The sequence below is a fragment of the Burkholderia anthina genome (genome assembly GCF_001547525.1).
In the GTDB taxonomy this organism is placed as follows: domain Bacteria; phylum Pseudomonadota; class Gammaproteobacteria; order Burkholderiales; family Burkholderiaceae; genus Burkholderia; species Burkholderia semiarida.
Window position 1 is genome coordinate 939,694 of the sequence record NZ_LNJP01000003.1, and the last position, 14,963, is coordinate 954,656.

At 63.2% G+C, this 14,963-nt stretch carries 13 protein-coding genes; 5 read left to right on the plus strand and 8 right to left on the minus strand.

What is annotated here, in order from left to right; all coding sequences use genetic code 11:
• Positions 1–194: 194 nt before the first annotated feature.
• Positions 195–2,495 carry an NADP-dependent malic enzyme gene (locus WS64_RS24435; RefSeq protein WP_060967964.1) on the minus strand — a complete coding sequence of 767 codons (2,301 nt, stop codon included), beginning with the start codon at positions 2,493–2,495 and terminating at the stop codon, positions 195–197.
• A gap of 134 nt (positions 2,496–2,629) precedes the next feature.
• On the opposite strand from WS64_RS24435, the gene WS64_RS24440 reads away from it, so the two are divergent.
• Entirely contained in the window at positions 2,630–3,601 is a 972-nt protein-coding gene (locus WS64_RS24440; protein ID WP_059579885.1) for a LysR substrate-binding domain-containing protein, read from the plus strand.
• A 5-nt stretch (positions 3,602–3,606) separates the two neighbouring features.
• On the opposite strand, the gene WS64_RS24445 is transcribed toward WS64_RS24440, so the two are convergent.
• Together WS64_RS24445 and WS64_RS24450 are read right to left on the minus strand one after the other, a co-directional pair.
• Positions 3,607–4,284, minus strand: a complete 678-nt coding sequence (locus tag WS64_RS24445; protein ID WP_060967965.1) for a hypothetical protein — start codon at positions 4,282–4,284, stop codon at positions 3,607–3,609.
• 126 nt (positions 4,285–4,410) lie between these two features.
• Positions 4,411–4,785, minus strand: coding sequence for a VOC family protein (locus WS64_RS24450; protein ID WP_060967966.1), 375 nt, complete (start codon positions 4,783–4,785; stop codon positions 4,411–4,413).
• A 670-nt stretch (positions 4,786–5,455) separates the two neighbouring features.
• On the opposite strand from WS64_RS24450, the gene WS64_RS34540 reads away from it, so the two are divergent.
• Together WS64_RS34540 and WS64_RS24455 are read left to right on the plus strand one after the other, a co-directional pair.
• A complete protein-coding gene (locus tag WS64_RS34540) occupies positions 5,456–6,001 on the plus strand; it encodes a hypothetical protein (RefSeq protein ID WP_155720470.1) in 546 nt (181 codons plus the stop codon).
• A 224-nt stretch (positions 6,002–6,225) separates the two neighbouring features.
• A complete protein-coding gene (locus tag WS64_RS24455; protein WP_060967967.1) occupies positions 6,226–6,684 on the plus strand; it encodes a GNAT family N-acetyltransferase in 459 nt (152 codons plus the stop codon).
• A gap of 56 nt (positions 6,685–6,740) precedes the next feature.
• On the opposite strand, the gene WS64_RS24460 is transcribed toward WS64_RS24455, so the two are convergent.
• A complete protein-coding gene (locus tag WS64_RS24460) occupies positions 6,741–7,433 on the minus strand; it encodes a glutathione S-transferase (RefSeq protein ID WP_060967968.1) in 693 nt (230 codons plus the stop codon).
• 146 nt (positions 7,434–7,579) lie between these two features.
• Here WS64_RS24460 and WS64_RS24465 point away from each other — a divergent pair, with 146 nt between their 5' ends.
• A complete protein-coding gene (locus WS64_RS24465; protein WP_059579869.1) occupies positions 7,580–8,155 on the plus strand; it encodes a TetR/AcrR family transcriptional regulator in 576 nt (191 codons plus the stop codon).
• 121 nt (positions 8,156–8,276) lie between these two features.
• Here the strand turns inward: WS64_RS24465 and WS64_RS24470 are convergent, their stop codons facing one another.
• The 3 genes from WS64_RS24470 to WS64_RS24480 form a co-directional block, all read right to left on the minus strand.
• Positions 8,277–10,292 (minus strand): SMI1/KNR4 family protein, encoded by a 2,016-nt coding sequence (locus WS64_RS24470; RefSeq protein ID WP_060967969.1) that lies wholly within the window; start codon positions 10,290–10,292, stop codon positions 8,277–8,279.
• Positions 10,293–10,428: 136 nt separating this feature from the next.
• Positions 10,429–10,998, minus strand: coding sequence for a YdeI/OmpD-associated family protein (locus WS64_RS24475; RefSeq protein WP_060967970.1), 570 nt, complete (start codon positions 10,996–10,998; stop codon positions 10,429–10,431).
• 96 nt (positions 10,999–11,094) lie between these two features.
• Positions 11,095–12,222 carry an aminotransferase class V-fold PLP-dependent enzyme gene (locus WS64_RS24480; protein WP_060967971.1) on the minus strand — a complete coding sequence of 376 codons (1,128 nt, stop codon included), beginning with the start codon at positions 12,220–12,222 and terminating at the stop codon, positions 11,095–11,097.
• Positions 12,223–12,498: 276 nt separating this feature from the next.
• Here WS64_RS24480 and WS64_RS24485 point away from each other — a divergent pair, with 276 nt between their 5' ends.
• On the plus strand, positions 12,499–13,680 hold the full coding sequence (locus tag WS64_RS24485) for a serine hydrolase domain-containing protein (protein WP_060968575.1): 1,182 nt from the start codon (positions 12,499–12,501) through the stop codon (positions 13,678–13,680).
• A gap of 99 nt (positions 13,681–13,779) precedes the next feature.
• Here the strand turns inward: WS64_RS24485 and WS64_RS24490 are convergent, their stop codons facing one another.
• Positions 13,780–14,952 carry an NAD(P)/FAD-dependent oxidoreductase gene (locus WS64_RS24490; protein WP_060967972.1) on the minus strand — a complete coding sequence of 391 codons (1,173 nt, stop codon included), beginning with the start codon at positions 14,950–14,952 and terminating at the stop codon, positions 13,780–13,782.
• Between the last annotated feature and the right edge of the window lie 11 nt (positions 14,953–14,963).

The window sequence follows — 14,963 nt, forward strand, 5'->3', positions numbered from 1 at the left end:
GATCGCTGCGCGGTTAGAGAAAAATTCACCATCAGGTCGGGTGGACGAGGCGGGCGGGCCATACTCTTTCTCGCGGGCAGCGATGGGCGTCGGAACGTTGATTGTCGACGAATTTGCGCTGGGTGTCGAACGGCCGGTTTTGGCCGAATCTGACAAACAAAGGGCGGCCTCAGCCGCCCCACGAAGCCATTCAATCACCCACCCACACCCCGATTCGCCTCGATCACCGTCAATGCGGCCATATTCACGATCCGCCGCACGGTGGCGCTGGACGTAAGGATGTTCACGGGAGCATTAACCCCCAACAGGAACGGTCCCACCGCCACATTGCTCCCCGCCTCGGTCTTGAGCAGGTTGTACGCGATATTCCCCGCATCCACATTCGGACAGACCAGCAAATTCGCCGCCCCCTTCAACGGCGACATCGGCAGCAGCTTCGCCCGCAGCCCTTCATCGAGCGCGCAGTCGCCATGCATCTCGCCATCGGCCTCGATATCCGGCGCCTGCTCCCGCATGATCTCCAGCGCCCGGCGCATCTTCACGCCCGAAGCCGCACTCCCCGCCCCGAAATTCGACCGCGACAGCAGCGCGACCTTCGGCGTCAGGTTCAACCATTCCATCTGCCGCGCCGCCGCGATCGTGAATTCAGCGATCTGCTCCGCATCCGGGTTGTCGTTCACGTGCGTATCCACCAGCGCCACCGTCCGCTGATCGAGCAACAGGATGTTCATCGCCGCGTAGGTCGACGCACCCGGCTTCTTGCCGATCACTTCGTCCACGAACCGCAGGTGATTGTGATACTCGCCCACCGTCCCGCAGATCATCCCGTCCGCGTCGCCGAGCTGCACCATCATCGCGCCGATCAGCGTCAAGCGGCGGCGCATTTCCACGCGCGCCATTTCCTTCGAAATACCATCGCGGCAGCGCATTTCCCAATACTTCGTCCAGTACTGCGGGAAACGTTCGTCGTATTCCGGGTTGGTCACTTCGACATCCTGGCCGAGCCGCAAACGCAGCCCGAACCGCTCGATGCGCGCGAGCAGCACCTCCGGACGCCCGACCAGAATCGGCCGCGCCAGCTTCTCGTCGACGATCACCTGCACCGCACGCAGCACACGCTCGTCCTCGCCTTCGGTGAACACGATCCGCGCCTTGCCGCCGTCGCGCACGAGCTGGCGCGCGGTCGCGAACAGCGGCTTCATGAACGCACCCGAGTGATAGACGAATTGCTGCAACTGCTCGACGTACGCATCGAGATTCGCGAGCGGACGCGTCGCCACGCCGCCTTCCATCGCCGCCTTCGCCACGGCCGGCGCGATCCGCACGATCAGGCGCGGGTCGAACGGCTTCGGAATCAGGTATTGCGCGCCGAACGATACGTCGTATGCACCGTAGGCCGCCGCGACGACTTCGTTCTGCTCTTCCTCGGCCAGCCCCGCGATCGCGTGCACCGCGGCGATTTCCATCTCGCGCGTGATCGTCGTCGCACCCACGTCCAGCGCGCCCCGGAAAATGTACGGGAAGCACAGCACGTTGTTGACCTGGTTCGGGTAGTCCGAGCGGCCCGTCGCGATCACGACGTCGTCGCGCGTCTCGTGCGCCAGTTCCGGGAAGATTTCCGGCGTCGGGTTGGCCAGCGCGAGAATCAGCGGACGCGCCGCCATCTGCTTGAGCATCTCCGCCGTGAGAATGCCGCCAACCGACAGCCCCAGGAACACATCCGCGCCGCCGATCACGTCGGCGAGCTTGCGCGCGTCGGTTTCCTGCGCGAAGCGCGACTTGGCCGGGTCCATCAGCGTGGTACGGCCGCGATAGACGACGCCTTCGATGTCGGTCACCCACACGTTTTCCACCGGCAGCCCGAGGTCGACCAGCAGGTCCAGGCACGCCAGCGCGGCAGCACCGGCGCCCGACGTCACGACCTTCACTTCCGTGATGGATTTCCCGACGACCTTCAGCCCGTTGATGAACGCGGCGGACACGGTAATGGCCGTGCCGTGCTGATCGTCGTGGAAGACGGGAATCTTCATGCGTTCGCGCAGCTTCTGCTCGACGGTGAAGCATTCCGGCGCCTTGATGTCTTCGAGGTTGATGCCGCCGAACGTCGGTTCGAGGCCGGCGATGATGTCGACCAGCTTGTCCGGGTCGGTCTCGTTGATCTCGATGTCGAACACGTCGATCCCGGCGAACTTCTTGAACAGCACGGCCTTGCCCTCCATCACCGGCTTCGACGCGAGCGGGCCGATGTTGCCGAGGCCCAGCACGGCGGTGCCGTTCGTGATCACGCCCACCAGGTTGCCGCGGCTCGTGAAGCGGTGCGCCTTCAGCGGATCGGCGGCGATCGACTCGCACACGCTCGCCACGCCGGGCGTATAGGCCAGCGCCAGATCGCGCTGGGTCACCAGCGGCTTGCTCGCGACGACCGAGATTTTCCCGGGGGTCGGAAATTCGTGATAGTCGAAAGCGGCCTGCTGCTGTGTCTCTGTCTGTTTCATGTTTTCGTCCCGGCGTGGGCGCCAGGCCAGTCCCGGCGCGATCCATGAAGGGGATTCTAGGGGGCCGCCATAACGTGATGATTCTGTTTTAATATCGGCCCATCACTTTTTCCTAATGAATGCATGACCAGTCAATGAATTTTGACGCAAACGACGTGGTCAGGCGGCTCGGCGCTCGTCTGAAGATCCGGCATCTGGTGCTGTTGCTGCAGATCCAGCAGCACGGATCGCTGACGCGCGTCGCCGAGCACATGGCAAGCAGCCAGCCGGCCGTGACGAACGCGCTGTCCGAGCTGGAAAGCATGTTCGGCACGCCGCTGTTCGAGCGCTCGTCCCGCGGCATGCGGCCCACCGCGCTCGGCGCGGTCGTGCTCGAGCGAGCGAAGGCGATGATCAAGGATCTCGACCACCTCGCCCGCGAGATGGAGGCCGTCGCCGCCGGGCATGCGGCCCATTTGCACATCGGCGTGATTCCGTTCATCTCCGGCCAGATGCTGTCGGCCGCGCTGAAGCGGCTGCAAGCGCGCATGGAGCGGCGCCTGACCGTGACGATTCACGAAGGCACCAGCGACCAGCTGCTGCTGCAGCTCAGGGATCACAGTGTCGACATCGTGATCGGACGCGCGTCGTCGGCGATCGATCTCGGGCAGGTTTCGTTCGAAGTGCTGTACCAGCAGCAGCCGCGCATGATCGCGAGCCGGCGGCTGGCCGCCAAGCTCGCCCGCACGCCGCTCGACTGGCACAAGCTGCACGCGCTCGACTGGATTCTCGGCGCGCCGCATACGCCGATGCGCGAACAGGTGACCGACCTGTTCCTGTCGGCCGGCATCGCGCCGCCCGTGCCGATCGTCGAAAGTTACTCGTCGAAGCTGATCGGCGAAATGATCGCGTCGAGCGACGAGGCCGTGTCGATCGTGCCGGCCGATATCGCCGAAGAACTGGTGCGGATCGCCGGCGTGGCGATCGTGCCTTATTCGCTGGTGTGGACGCTGCCGCCGATTGCATTGTTCACGCGCTCCGCCGATTCGCATTCGCCCGCGCGCGATCTGCTCGTCGACGCGCTACGCGAGGTGTGCAAGGAAACGTACGGAGAAATGCGTCGATAGCGGCGTTACTTGCCGGCGGCAAGGCGCCGCAGGATCTCCGGACGCTCGGCGGTCAACACGTGGTCCGCGCCCTCGCCCCTGTCGTAGCGTTTGCTCGTGCGGTAGGAAAAGCGCTTCACGTATTGATTGGCGGCGGGATCGAACATCCACGCGTCGACTTCGAAGAAGTGCTGACCGAAATGATTCTCGTCCTTGCCCCATACATAGTCGGCCCGGACGAACAGCGGATACGGCGACACCTGCGGCAAGCTCCACATCGCGCGATCGGCCATCTCCGTTTGGGTGACTGTCGGCATCAGGTTCTCGATCTTGCCGTTCGCGCCGACACGCAGCACGGCCACGCGCTCCAGCATCCCGCTGCCGCCGCCAGAGAACATCCCCGAGAAGAATACCCACGAGCCGCCCGACGCAATCGGCAGCCGCTCGGACCGTGGATTCAGGCCGAACTGGTACCACTCCTTCGAAGAATGGGGAAGCGGCGCCGGCGGCATCTCGAAGCACGGCGCACGGTCGGGCAGCGCGCAGAGCTTCACGCCGGAAACCGGAAGCCCGTCCGCATCGAGCTTGCCTTCGGTTTGCGTGAAGCGCGGGAATGCAGGTTCGCCGGGGGCGGCGTGAACACTTGCGATGCCGACAACCGCAATGCTCCAGATCACCGCGAGCGTTTTACCGATCCAGCGCATAGCCCACCCTCTGTCATTTTTTGAACGACGCAGATTGTCGATGATTTGGCTTCGCCATGCAGCAACACATCGCTTGCGTCATGTCATACGCCCGCTTGCGACGCATGATCTCCAGCCATCGGCGCATCACCCGTCCGCCCGATGACACACCGCCTCGATGTTGTGTCCATCCGGGCCGATGACGAACGCCGCGTAGTAGTTCGCGTGATAACGCGGCCGCAGCCCCGGCGCGCCATTGTCTTTCCCGCCCGCCTCCAGCGCGGCGCGATGAAACGCATCGACTTGCTGCCGAGTGTCGGCCGCGAACGCGATGTGGAGATGCGCTGGTTTCTCGTCGGTCTGAAACAGACACAGCGAAGGCTTGCCGGGCGGACTGATCTCGATCCCGTAAGACGGCTCGCCTTCCCCGACAATCACGACGCCCAGCGGTTCAAGCGCCTTCAGGAAAAACGCCTTGCTTGCAGCGTAGTTGCTGACGCCGAATTTGACGTGGTCGAACATGAGTTCCCTCCGATGGATGGATCAGTCAGCACGGTGGTGTGAGGTAGCGATGGCCGCAATGTTGCGACATGCGACGTCGGTCTGTTACTGGTTCAGGACGGCCCCAAGCGGTCCCTCGATGATTCCCGAAGCGGCCGTTCGATGTGCCATGCGAGTTCTCGGCAAATCTATATTTGCCCTTCTTATTCCGGCTTGAAGAACCTGACCTCGAACTCGTCTTTGGTCTCCCTCACCAAGATTATTCGTCCGCAGTTCCAGCATGTAATTAGAATTTCGGAATTCTGAATAAGATCAGAGACCAAGTCACCCGCGCTTTTTGCGACATGATCCTCGTCGAGGAACGCTTCCGTCGCGACCAAAGATATACCTGTTCCGCAAAATAGGTTTTTGTGAACGAGTTTGTCACACTTGCATCGGACCCATGAGCCCATCGCTTATTCCCCTTTACACCTAAAATTCACGTCAAAATAATGCGCAGTGGCCATTCCTGACTGCCCTTCGCCTGCCCGCCTGCCCGCCTGCCCCTCATTTTAACGAGACATTCAGCGCTGCCGACCCGAAACGGTCAGTCGGACCGCTCGAAAGCTGATGATCATTCGATCGATGCCTAGTGACAGCATCCAAGACGTGAGGTATTTTTGCTAGCCACGAATAACCACCGCGCTACTCCATGAGCCATCGTATTGCATTCTTTTGCGCGCTCTTCGCCCCTATTGTGCTCGGCGCCTGTGCGTCCCCTCAATCGAACCCGACCGCGTGGCAGCCTGATAGGGAAGCCCGAATTCGTGTGTATTGGGGGGCGACCGTGTATTTTCACTACAACACGACTTGTACGCCGAAACAAGGGCTTTGGGGTGGATATCCTGAGCCCAGCCGCCTGGTATCCAAGCCGGGATTTTCCGCAATGGTAAATAAAACTGTCGGGATGCCGCTACCTTCCGACGCCTATCGCTATTATCAAGAATGGATCGTTCCTGCCGGCGAACCCTTGACAATTAGCGCTCAGATCACTGAGACGACCATGAGGAACGCCAAAGCTTACTGGGTAACCTATGCGCCAGGCGCCGGCACGTTTGTCCCCGAAGCTGGTCGGGATTACGAGGTTTTGATAAGCGGCCCCGGTTCCGCGCAGATTCATCTGCGACGATTGCTCGCCGGCACTGCCGGAGTGGCAATTGAGCCGGTGCCCATCTCTGAAGCGCATGCTTGTAACTGAGCTTTTCCGAGTCCCAAGGAATCCCCAATCGACGACTTCCCTCGGAAAATCGAATGGCAGAAACTGGCGGGACACTGCGCCAATTGTCCGTACTGCAAACTCGATATATCGCGCGGACTTGCCGATTTCAGCCGCCCCTTCAGCAGCATTCCACACGACCTTGGAAGTTCGATGCCATGCTGCTATCGTCGAGCATTCCTTGACGACTTCGGAGTGGCCGAACCATGCCCCTGATCTTGCGTCGCGCGACGATGGCCGATGCCGCAGCGGTGGCCGACGTCTATCTTCGGTCGCGCGACACGCTGGCATCCTATGCGCCACTCGCGCACGCCGAAGCAACCGTCCGCGATTGGGTTGCCAACATGCTTGTTCCGTCGGGCAACGTTACCGTCGCCGTGAACGATGGCCACATCATCGGCATGGCCGCACACGCTGCCACCGACGGCGTGACATGGCTCGAGCAATTGTACGTGTGCCCCGAATTCAAACGGCAAGGAATCGGCACTGCGCTGCTGGAATCGGTGAAGTCGCAAACGGACGGCTCGCTCCAGCTCCATACGTTTCAAATGAACCACGATGCTGCTGCGTTTTACGAGCAGCACGGGTTCGTTGCCATTGCGTACAGCGACGGAAGCAGAAACGAGGAGCGTTGTCCCGATGTTTTGTACCGCTTGACGCGGTAGCGCGGTCATCCGTTCGCTCGCCTCATCCGCCCGTTATCGACCGATGCAGGGGCAGCTCAGGCCAGCATCGCAAACACCGGCTGGTTCCTGACGCTCTCACGCGCCAGCATTCTCGCGTACCAGGCTCGAAGCGCTTCGCATTCCTCAGGCACTGGCAGCTTCACGAGCATCGCAAAGATCAGACCGCCGATGACGGTGATGTCGGCCATCGAGAACGTCTCGCCCGCGACGTACGATTGCCTTTGCAGAACGGCATCGAAGTAGCGCATGCCCCTCAGCGCTTTGTCGCGTTGACGGAATCCCCACTCCGGGTTTTGATACGTCTCGACGTCCGGGCCCAGCCCCGGCGTGCCGTGATGGAAGTAAACGCTGATCGCGTCGAGCAATTCCAACTCGGCGCGCTTGCTCATCATGTGGATGACGCCTTTTTCGCGTGGCGTGGTGCCGGTGAGTGTAGGTACGCCGTCGAACGCGTCGAGGTATTCGGTAATGGCCGTGCACTCGGCAATGCAAGTTCCATCATCGAGTTCCAGCACCGGCAACGTACCCGAATAATTCTTGCTGGCGATGAACTCGGGCTTTTTATGCTCGCCCTTGTAAAGATCGACCATCACGAACTGGACGCGCGATTGCAGCCCCTTTTCGGCCAGTGCAATGCGCACACGTGTCGGATAGGGCCCTGTCGGGAAATCGTGGATCTTCATCATGGGCAGCTGGGCTGTGTCGAAATCGACGTTACTGGAAGTCATTGCAGGGGCGCTCCGTAGTCGGTTGCACTGGATCGGACGACGCGGAAACACGTCGCTGGCGAAACTACCTAACGTTTGTTAGGTTAACCATATAAGGTAGAATCCGGGGTGTCAACATCCATTTCCTGCACGCGGAGGCTGAAGCGGTGACGAACGACGCGAGTTCGAACTCGAGAGAGAAAATCCTGGCAGCCGCCACGAGGCTCGCGCAGACGCACGGCTACGGCGGGTTGAACTATCGGGATCTCGCCAGCGAGGTGGGGATCAAGGCCGCGAGCATCTACCACCATTTCGAAAGCAAGGCCGATCTCGGCGCGGCGGTGGCGAGGCGTTACTGGGAGGATTCCGCGGCGGCGCTGGACGACATGCTGGCCCGATCGCGCGATCCGCTGGACTGCCTGCGCCGCTATCCGGATACCTTCCGCAAGGCGCTCGAGACCGGCAACCGGCTGTGTCTTTGCAGCTTCATGGCCGCCGAAACCGACGATCTGCCGGAAGTCGTGATGAAAGAAGTTCTGGCCTTCGCCGACGTGAACGTGGCGTGGTTGAGCAAGGTGCTGTCCGCTGCGGCAGTGGTCAGCGCCCGGGAGAGCAAACAGCGGGCGCGGGCAATCTTCGCCGCCATCGCCGGCGCTCAGCTCATCGCGCGGAGTCGCGCCGATCTCTCCCTCTACGACGCGCTGATCGACAATTATCGTAAAGCGGGGCTTTTGCCGGCGTAGCAGGGTAACGGTGACGCGGCATCGGACGACGTCGATCGTTCGTGAACGCGCGACGTTCAATCGCGCGCCCCACGCCTTCAGAAACTCACTGAACTGCACGCTCGACCGGCGCTCAACTTGATTATCGCGCCGACGCGATGCCGGCAAGCCACTCCGGGAAACTCCCCGCGATACGCTCGCGCCGCGCATCATCATGCCAGACCCGAATCACTTGTCCGGCGACGCCGCCTTCGGCGGGATCGAGGTCGACACACAAGTGATTACCGCTGCCGTCATGCGTAAACGGAATCCACTTCAGGTTGTACCAGTCATCGGCGATGCCGGGATCCGGTTCCGATGTCATGTCATCGAAATCGCCGGCGTCCACGAGACCTTTCCAGATGCGCCATTGCGCGAGGATGTCGCGGGCGCTCAGCAGCGCATCGTTTCCAGAAAACGCATCGCCCAACGCCGCCTGTCCATCGTGAATGCGCAAACTGTCGACGAGTGCGTCAGGCAGCGTCGTACCCAGCGCGACCTGCAAGGCAGCGATGTCGTCGTCGGACGCGGGTCCGTTCAGTCCGCCAGGCAGGCGCGACACATCGGCGGCGAATGCTGCGTCGAGCCGTTGCCATGTTTCGCGAAGGTCGACGGGGCGTGCGTCGTCGATATCGACGGTTGTCGTGCGGGTTTCGACCGCCGGCGGCGATGGTGAGGCTGCCTCGGCAGATGTCGCCGCCACCTGGCGCGGCGGCTCGCTGGACAGGTCGCGATCGAGACGCAGGAACAGCACGGGCGAACCTGCCGCCATCGGATATTCCGCAGCCGGGATCGCGACGAGCACATCGGCACGAGCGACGCCGCCGATCAATCCGTCGCCTTCGGACGCTAGCAGGCGGACGACCAGGCGTCCGTCGGCCCCACGATGCAGGTTACCCCATCGCATCGCATTCAGTTGGGCATCGCGCTCGACACTGTGGTCGATGATCCCGGTTTCCCAATGCGGCCCCGGTGTTGCAGCGTGCTCGAGCAAATCGAGCACGCGCGGCATGATCGCGTGCATCAGCATCGCCACTGCGCTCGTGTGGCCCGGCAGGTTGATCAGCGTGGCCTGATCGTAGCTGGTCAGGACCGTCATCCCGCTTTGCGTACCGTCGGGCCGCGTGAACGGGAGTGTGGTTTTCTTCGGCGGCGAGCGATCGTCGCTGCGCCCGAAGTTGAAACGATCAGCCGGCGTTTGTTTGATCTCGACGGTCGCATCGTCGCGCGAATACACCCGCTGCGCATTCAGTCCGATGTCCCGGAAGGGCGGCGTGGCCGGCAATCCGGCTCCGACGATCAGGTCGTAACGTTGCGCGAGCTCGGCGAGCTGCTTCCTGAATGCGTACTCGTTCTGTTGCACTTCGAGCGGCGGCAGTGTCATGTCCGGAGGCTCGATGTACTCGACCGACGGCACCGTGTATCCCCAGCGCTGCAGCACCGCACGGATATACGGTCCGCTCGTGTCGGGCCGCTGCCATCGCTCGCGAGCGATGCCGGGCGCGCGCTGTTCATATCCGACGATCACCACGCCGATGCGCGGCCGTTTGGTTACCTCGATATCGCGAACGCCTGCCGCTGTCAGCGCGATCTGCCGTTCGGCCGTTATCCGGCTGCCCTTGGGCAGGAGCAGGCTGCCTTGTCGATATTCGCTGCCGGAAGCGATGACGTGTTGCCCGGCGGATAGCGGCGCGTGCAGCAGCAGGAAAGACCGAGCGCCGCGATGCGTAATTTCAAGATCGCCTTTCGGGACGACGGTGTCGGCGTTTGCCGGCAGCGGGAAATACGGAGGGACATCGACCGCACGCCGCTCGCCAATTGCGCGAGCCGCCGGACTGCCCGCTAGCGAAGCCAGTGCACGCCGACTGAACTCGAAATCGAGCTCGACCGGTGCACGACGCGTCGCGTGCGCGGTATCGGATGCGCGCAATGCATAGCCCTCGACCGCAGCGAGCGCAATGGGCGGGACATTCTCCGGTGCGAAAACATCGGCCGCTGTCACGCGCGTCAGCGCATCCTCGATCGGCACTGTCTCGGATTGCATCGCGCCCGGCACGACGCGGCGACAGCGTTCATAGGGCTGGTTAAGCCAGGAAGGGACGTTCTCGTGATCGCTCATGTGGTGAATGTTTTCGTGCCGCAGCTCGAAGATACCTGCCCCTCAGGCATGCCCAGCGCCTGACGGCTGCCAAGCAGGAGCAGTTCGCTACGAGCTATACCCTCGTTCGGCAAAATCTCGGTCAGAAACTCCAGCCCTACGGATGAAAAGTCTCGCCCCGCTTCAGCATGTCGATGAATTCGGCGATTTTGCGCGCTCTTGTTTCCGGTTTCTTGGCGTTCTGTATCCGAAACAGGATCGCATAGCGATTACGGCTGTTCAGCGTTGCGAAAAACTTCCCGGCTTTCGGATCGGCGTCCAAAGCCGCCTGCAAGTCGTCCGGCACGATCGAGTTGCTGGCCGACGTATAAGCCGCCTCCCAGCGGCCGTCCTTCCTCGCCTTCTCGATTTCGCCCATGCCGGCCGCGCGCATCCTGCCTGCGGCGATCAGCGCTTCGGCCTTGTCCTTGTTGAGTTTGGACCAGATGCTTTTTGCGGTGCGCGGGGTGAAGCGTTGTAACCAGTATTGCTCGCTCTCGGCCTTCTTTTGGCCATCGATCCAGCCGTGGCAGAGGGCGCTTTCCACCGCCTCTTCATAGGTGACGGTCCGCTGCCCCGCGCCTTTTTTCGCGAGCCGCAGCCATGCTCCGGTCGACGTGCCGCCGTTCCGCCCCAACCAGCTTTCCCATTCGGCTTGACTGGCAAACGTTAGTGCGCCTTCTGTCATGTCACGATCCAGAATGGTTGCGTTTTCAACGACTCGAAAGCCGCCACTCAACACACGAGCGGCGACCACCGAAGCAACCCTCGCCGCAAAACCGCCTCAAACGATCCGGTTCAACGCATCGGCAAACCGCTTCACCGAACCATCGACGTCATGCAGCTTGTCGAGACCGAACAACCCGAGCCGGAAAGTCTTGAAGTCCTCCGGTTCGTCGCATTGCAACGGCACGCCCGCCGCGATCTGCAAACCGACATCGGCAAACTTCTTCCCGGTGCGAATCCCGTCATCGTCGGTGTAACCGACCACGACACCCGGCGCCTCGAACCCCTTCGCGGCCACGCTCCTGAACCCCTTCTCCGCCAGCAGCGCGCGAATGCGCTCGCCGAGTTCGAGCTGTTCCGCCTTCACCTTGTCGAAGCCGTATGCGTCGGTTTCCTTCATCACGTCGCGCAGCGTCGCGAGGCTGTCCGTGGGCATCGTCGCGTGATACGCGAACCCGCCGCCCTCGTACGCTTCCATGATCTGCAGCCACTTGCGCAGATCGCACGCGAAGCTGGTGCTGGTGGTCGAATCGATGCGCTCGCGCGCAAGCGGGCTGAACATCACCATCGCGCAGCACGGCGACGCGCTCCAGCCCTTTTGCGGCGCACTGATCAGGATATCGACGCCGCTCGCCTGCATGTCGACCCACACGGTGCCCGACGCGATGCAATCGAGCACGAACATGCCGCCGACCGCATGCACGGCATCGGCCACCGCGCGCAGGTACGCATCGGGCAGCATGATTCCGGACGCGGTTTCGACGTGCGGCGCGAACACGAGATCGGGCTTGTTTTCCTTGATGGCGGCGACCACTTCGTCGATCGGCGCCGGCGCGTATGCGGCCTGCCTCCCGGCTTCGACCGGGCGCGCCTTCAGCACCGTCGTTTCCGACGGAATGCTGCCCATGTCGAAGATCTGCGACCAGCGGAAGCTGAACCAGCCGTTGCGGATCACGAGACACTTCCTGTTCGTCGCGAACTGTCGCGCCACGGCTTCCATGCCGAACGTCCCGCTGCCCGGCACGATCGCGACCGACTTCGCGTTGTAGACTTTTTTCAGCGTGGCGGAGATGTCGCGCATGACACCCTGGAAGCGCTGCGACATATGGTTGACCGAGCGATCGGTGTACACCACCGAATATTCGAGGAGCCCCTCGCGGTCAACATCGGGAAGTAAACCTGGCATGCTCGCCTCCGGCGAAAGATGAACGATGGAATCAGGACAAGCAGCGTCTTCGATTCGATACTGCTCTGCACCATGCAAATGCGTCATTTCCTCGACGAAAGCAGATTCTAACGAACGCTGCCGGCCGCTTGGCGCCTATTTTGCCTGCCGCCGCGCCCGGTGCTCGTCGACGCCGGCCGGTACCGCGCACATCGCCCTGTTCCGTGTAAGGGTTAACGACGCGTGCGGCCGCAGCCGCCTAACATGTCGATCGGCCCCTTCACGACGGAACTTTCGATGACCTCTTCTCCCGCATCGTCACTGCAGTCGTCAACCGATCCCGCGCTCGCCGAGCGCATCGACGCGGTCCTGTCCCGCCAGCTCGACACGCAGCGCCTCGTCGGCGCGGTGGTGCTCGTCGCCCGCGACGGCGAACTCGTCTATCGCCGCGCGGCCGGCTTCGCGGATCGCGAATCGCGCACGCCGATGCGCGAGGACACGCTGTTCCGGCTCGCGTCGGTCACCAAGCCGATCGTCTCGGCAGCGGCGATGGCGCTCGTCGCGCAACGCAAGCTGTCGCTCGACGAAAACATCACGCGCTGGCTGCCCGAGTTCCGCCCGGCGCTGCCCGACGGCCGCGTGCCGACGATCACGGTGCGCCAGTTGCTCGTGCATACCGCCGGCCTCGATTATCGTTTCAACGAAACCGACGCGAACGGCCCCTATGCGCGTGCGGGCGTCTCCGACGGGCTCGATCGCGCATCGATCACGCTCGCGGAAAACCTGCGCCGGATCGCGAGCGTGCCGCTGCTGTTCGCGCCCGGCACCAACTGGAACTACTCGCTGTCGATCGACGTCGTCGGCGCGCTGATCGAGGTCGTCTGCGACATGCCGCTCGCCGATGCGATCGATGCGCTCGTGCTACGCCCGCTCGGGGCGCGCGACACGGGCTTCGTCGCACGCGATCCCGCACGGCTCGCCACGCCGTACGTCAACGACACGCCGCAGCCGCACCGGCTCGCCGAGAACGAGACGGTGCCCATCGACGAAGGGTTCGTCGGCGTCACGTACTCGCCGTCGCGCGCGCTCGATGCGCATGCGTTCCCGTCGGGCGGCGCCGGAATGGTCGGCACGGCCGGCGACGTGCTGACGGTGCTCGACACGCTGCGCGCGGGCGGCGGCGCGATCCTGCCGGCCGAGCTGGTCGACGAGATGGGCCGCGTGCAAACCGGCGATCTCGAATTGCCGGATCTGCCGGGCGCGGGGTTCGGGATCGGCTTCTCGGTGCTGCGCGACCCGCGGGCGGCCGCGTCGCCGGAATCCGTCGGCACGTGGCGCTGGGGCGGCGTCTACGGTCATTCGTGGTTCGTCGATCGCGCACGCGGGCTCACCGTCGTGTCGCTGTCGAACACGCTCTACGAAGGGATGAACGGGCAGTACACGCTCGATCTGCGCGACGCCGTCTACGGCGTTGGCTGACGCACGCAGCGAAAAAAGGCCCGACAAAGTCGGGCCAACGGGTTTGAGACACAAGGAGAATCCCGCCCACCCCATACCGGGCGGTTACGCCGCACTACACTACACGACGTTCTTCTCGACGATCGGCCGGTTTTCGAGCACGCGCGCCCAGCCGAGCGACGACAGGTCGAGCGTGTCGTAACGCCCGACCAGAATGAGTTCGCTGACGCCCCGCCCCGTCGCCGGCCCTTGCTGCAGCCCGTGGCCGCTGTAGCCGTTCGCGAACACGACGTTGTCGAGTTCGGGGTGGTAGCCGATGATCGCGTTGTGATCGAACACGTTGTACTCGTAGTACCCGGACCAGCAATGCTCGACGCGCAGCGCCTCGAATTCCGGCACGCGGTGCGCGAGCGTCGGCCAGATCACGTTGTCGAACAGGTCGTGGTCGACTTCGTCGAGCGGCAGGTCGTCCGGGTCGCGATCCGGGCTCGGCGACGTGCCGCAGATATACGTGCGCCCTTCCGGCCGGAAATACACGCCGGTCGGATCGATCAGCAGCGGGCAATCGGCGAGCTTCGCCGGCGACGATACGTTGAAGATGCTGCGCCGCCGCGCATACACGGGGATGTCGATGCCCATCATCGACGACAGCGTGCGCGTCCAAGCACCGGCCGCGTTGACGAGCGTGTCGCACGCGTAGCGCTCGCCGTCGCCCGTCACGACATGCGTGATCCTGCGGCCGTCGCGCACCACGTCCTTCACGTCAGCCGGCACGTAGCGCGCGCCGAGCGCCTGCGCCTTCTTGCGCAGCGCCTGCACGAGCCCGTAGCCGTCGAACCAGCCTTCGCCGCTCACGCCGTACGCGCCCGACGCGAGATCGTCGACGTTCAGCCACGGGAACTTCGCGCGCAGCGCGTCGCCGTCCATCAGCCGGATATCGGCGCCGAGGCGCGTCTGCAGCGCATGGTTCTCGCGCAGCGTCGCATCGCCAGCCGGCGTCGCGAGGAACAGGTAGCCGCCTTCGTGCAGGTCGATCGACGGGCGGTGGCCGTCCACTTCGAGCCGCTCGCCGATCGTGCGCAGGAAGTCGATGCCGAACAGCGACATCTCGATCGACAACGGCGTGGAAAACTGCTGGCGAATCGACGCGGCCGACAGCGCCGACGACGATTTGGCATAGGTGGGGTCGCGTTCGATCACGGTCACGGCGACCGTGGGATCGGTGGCGCGCAGGAAATAAGCGATCGAGCTGCCGATCACACCACCGCCGACGATGACGACTTGAGAACTCACGACTGACTCCG

What these genes read in the sequence shown, in the direction of transcription:
- WS64_RS24455 (WP_060967967.1), top strand. Translation starts at nt 6,226, where the DNA reads ATGCCCCTGATCTTGCGTCGCGCGACGATGGCCGATGCCGCAGCGGTG.
- WS64_RS24485 (WP_060968575.1), top strand. Translation starts at nt 12,499, where the DNA reads ATGACCTCTTCTCCCGCATCGTCACTGCAGTCGTCAACCGATCCCGCG.
- WS64_RS24445 (WP_060967965.1), bottom strand. Translation starts at nt 4,284, where the DNA reads ATGCGCTGGATCGGTAAAACGCTCGCGGTGATCTGGAGCATTGCGGTT.
- WS64_RS24460 (WP_060967968.1), bottom strand. Translation starts at nt 7,433, where the DNA reads ATGACTTCCAGTAACGTCGATTTCGACACAGCCCAGCTGCCCATGATG.
- WS64_RS24440 (WP_059579885.1), top strand. Translation starts at nt 2,630, where the DNA reads ATGAATTTTGACGCAAACGACGTGGTCAGGCGGCTCGGCGCTCGTCTG.
- WS64_RS24435 (WP_060967964.1), bottom strand. Translation starts at nt 2,495, where the DNA reads ATGAAACAGACAGAGACACAGCAGCAGGCCGCTTTCGACTATCACGAA.
- WS64_RS24470 (WP_060967969.1), bottom strand. Translation starts at nt 10,292, where the DNA reads ATGAGCGATCACGAGAACGTCCCTTCCTGGCTTAACCAGCCCTATGAA.
- WS64_RS24475 (WP_060967970.1), bottom strand. Translation starts at nt 10,998, where the DNA reads ATGACAGAAGGCGCACTAACGTTTGCCAGTCAAGCCGAATGGGAAAGC.
- WS64_RS24480 (WP_060967971.1), bottom strand. Translation starts at nt 12,222, where the DNA reads ATGCCAGGTTTACTTCCCGATGTTGACCGCGAGGGGCTCCTCGAATAT.
- WS64_RS34540 (WP_155720470.1), top strand. Translation starts at nt 5,456, where the DNA reads ATGAGCCATCGTATTGCATTCTTTTGCGCGCTCTTCGCCCCTATTGTG.
- WS64_RS24450 (WP_060967966.1), bottom strand. Translation starts at nt 4,785, where the DNA reads ATGTTCGACCACGTCAAATTCGGCGTCAGCAACTACGCTGCAAGCAAG.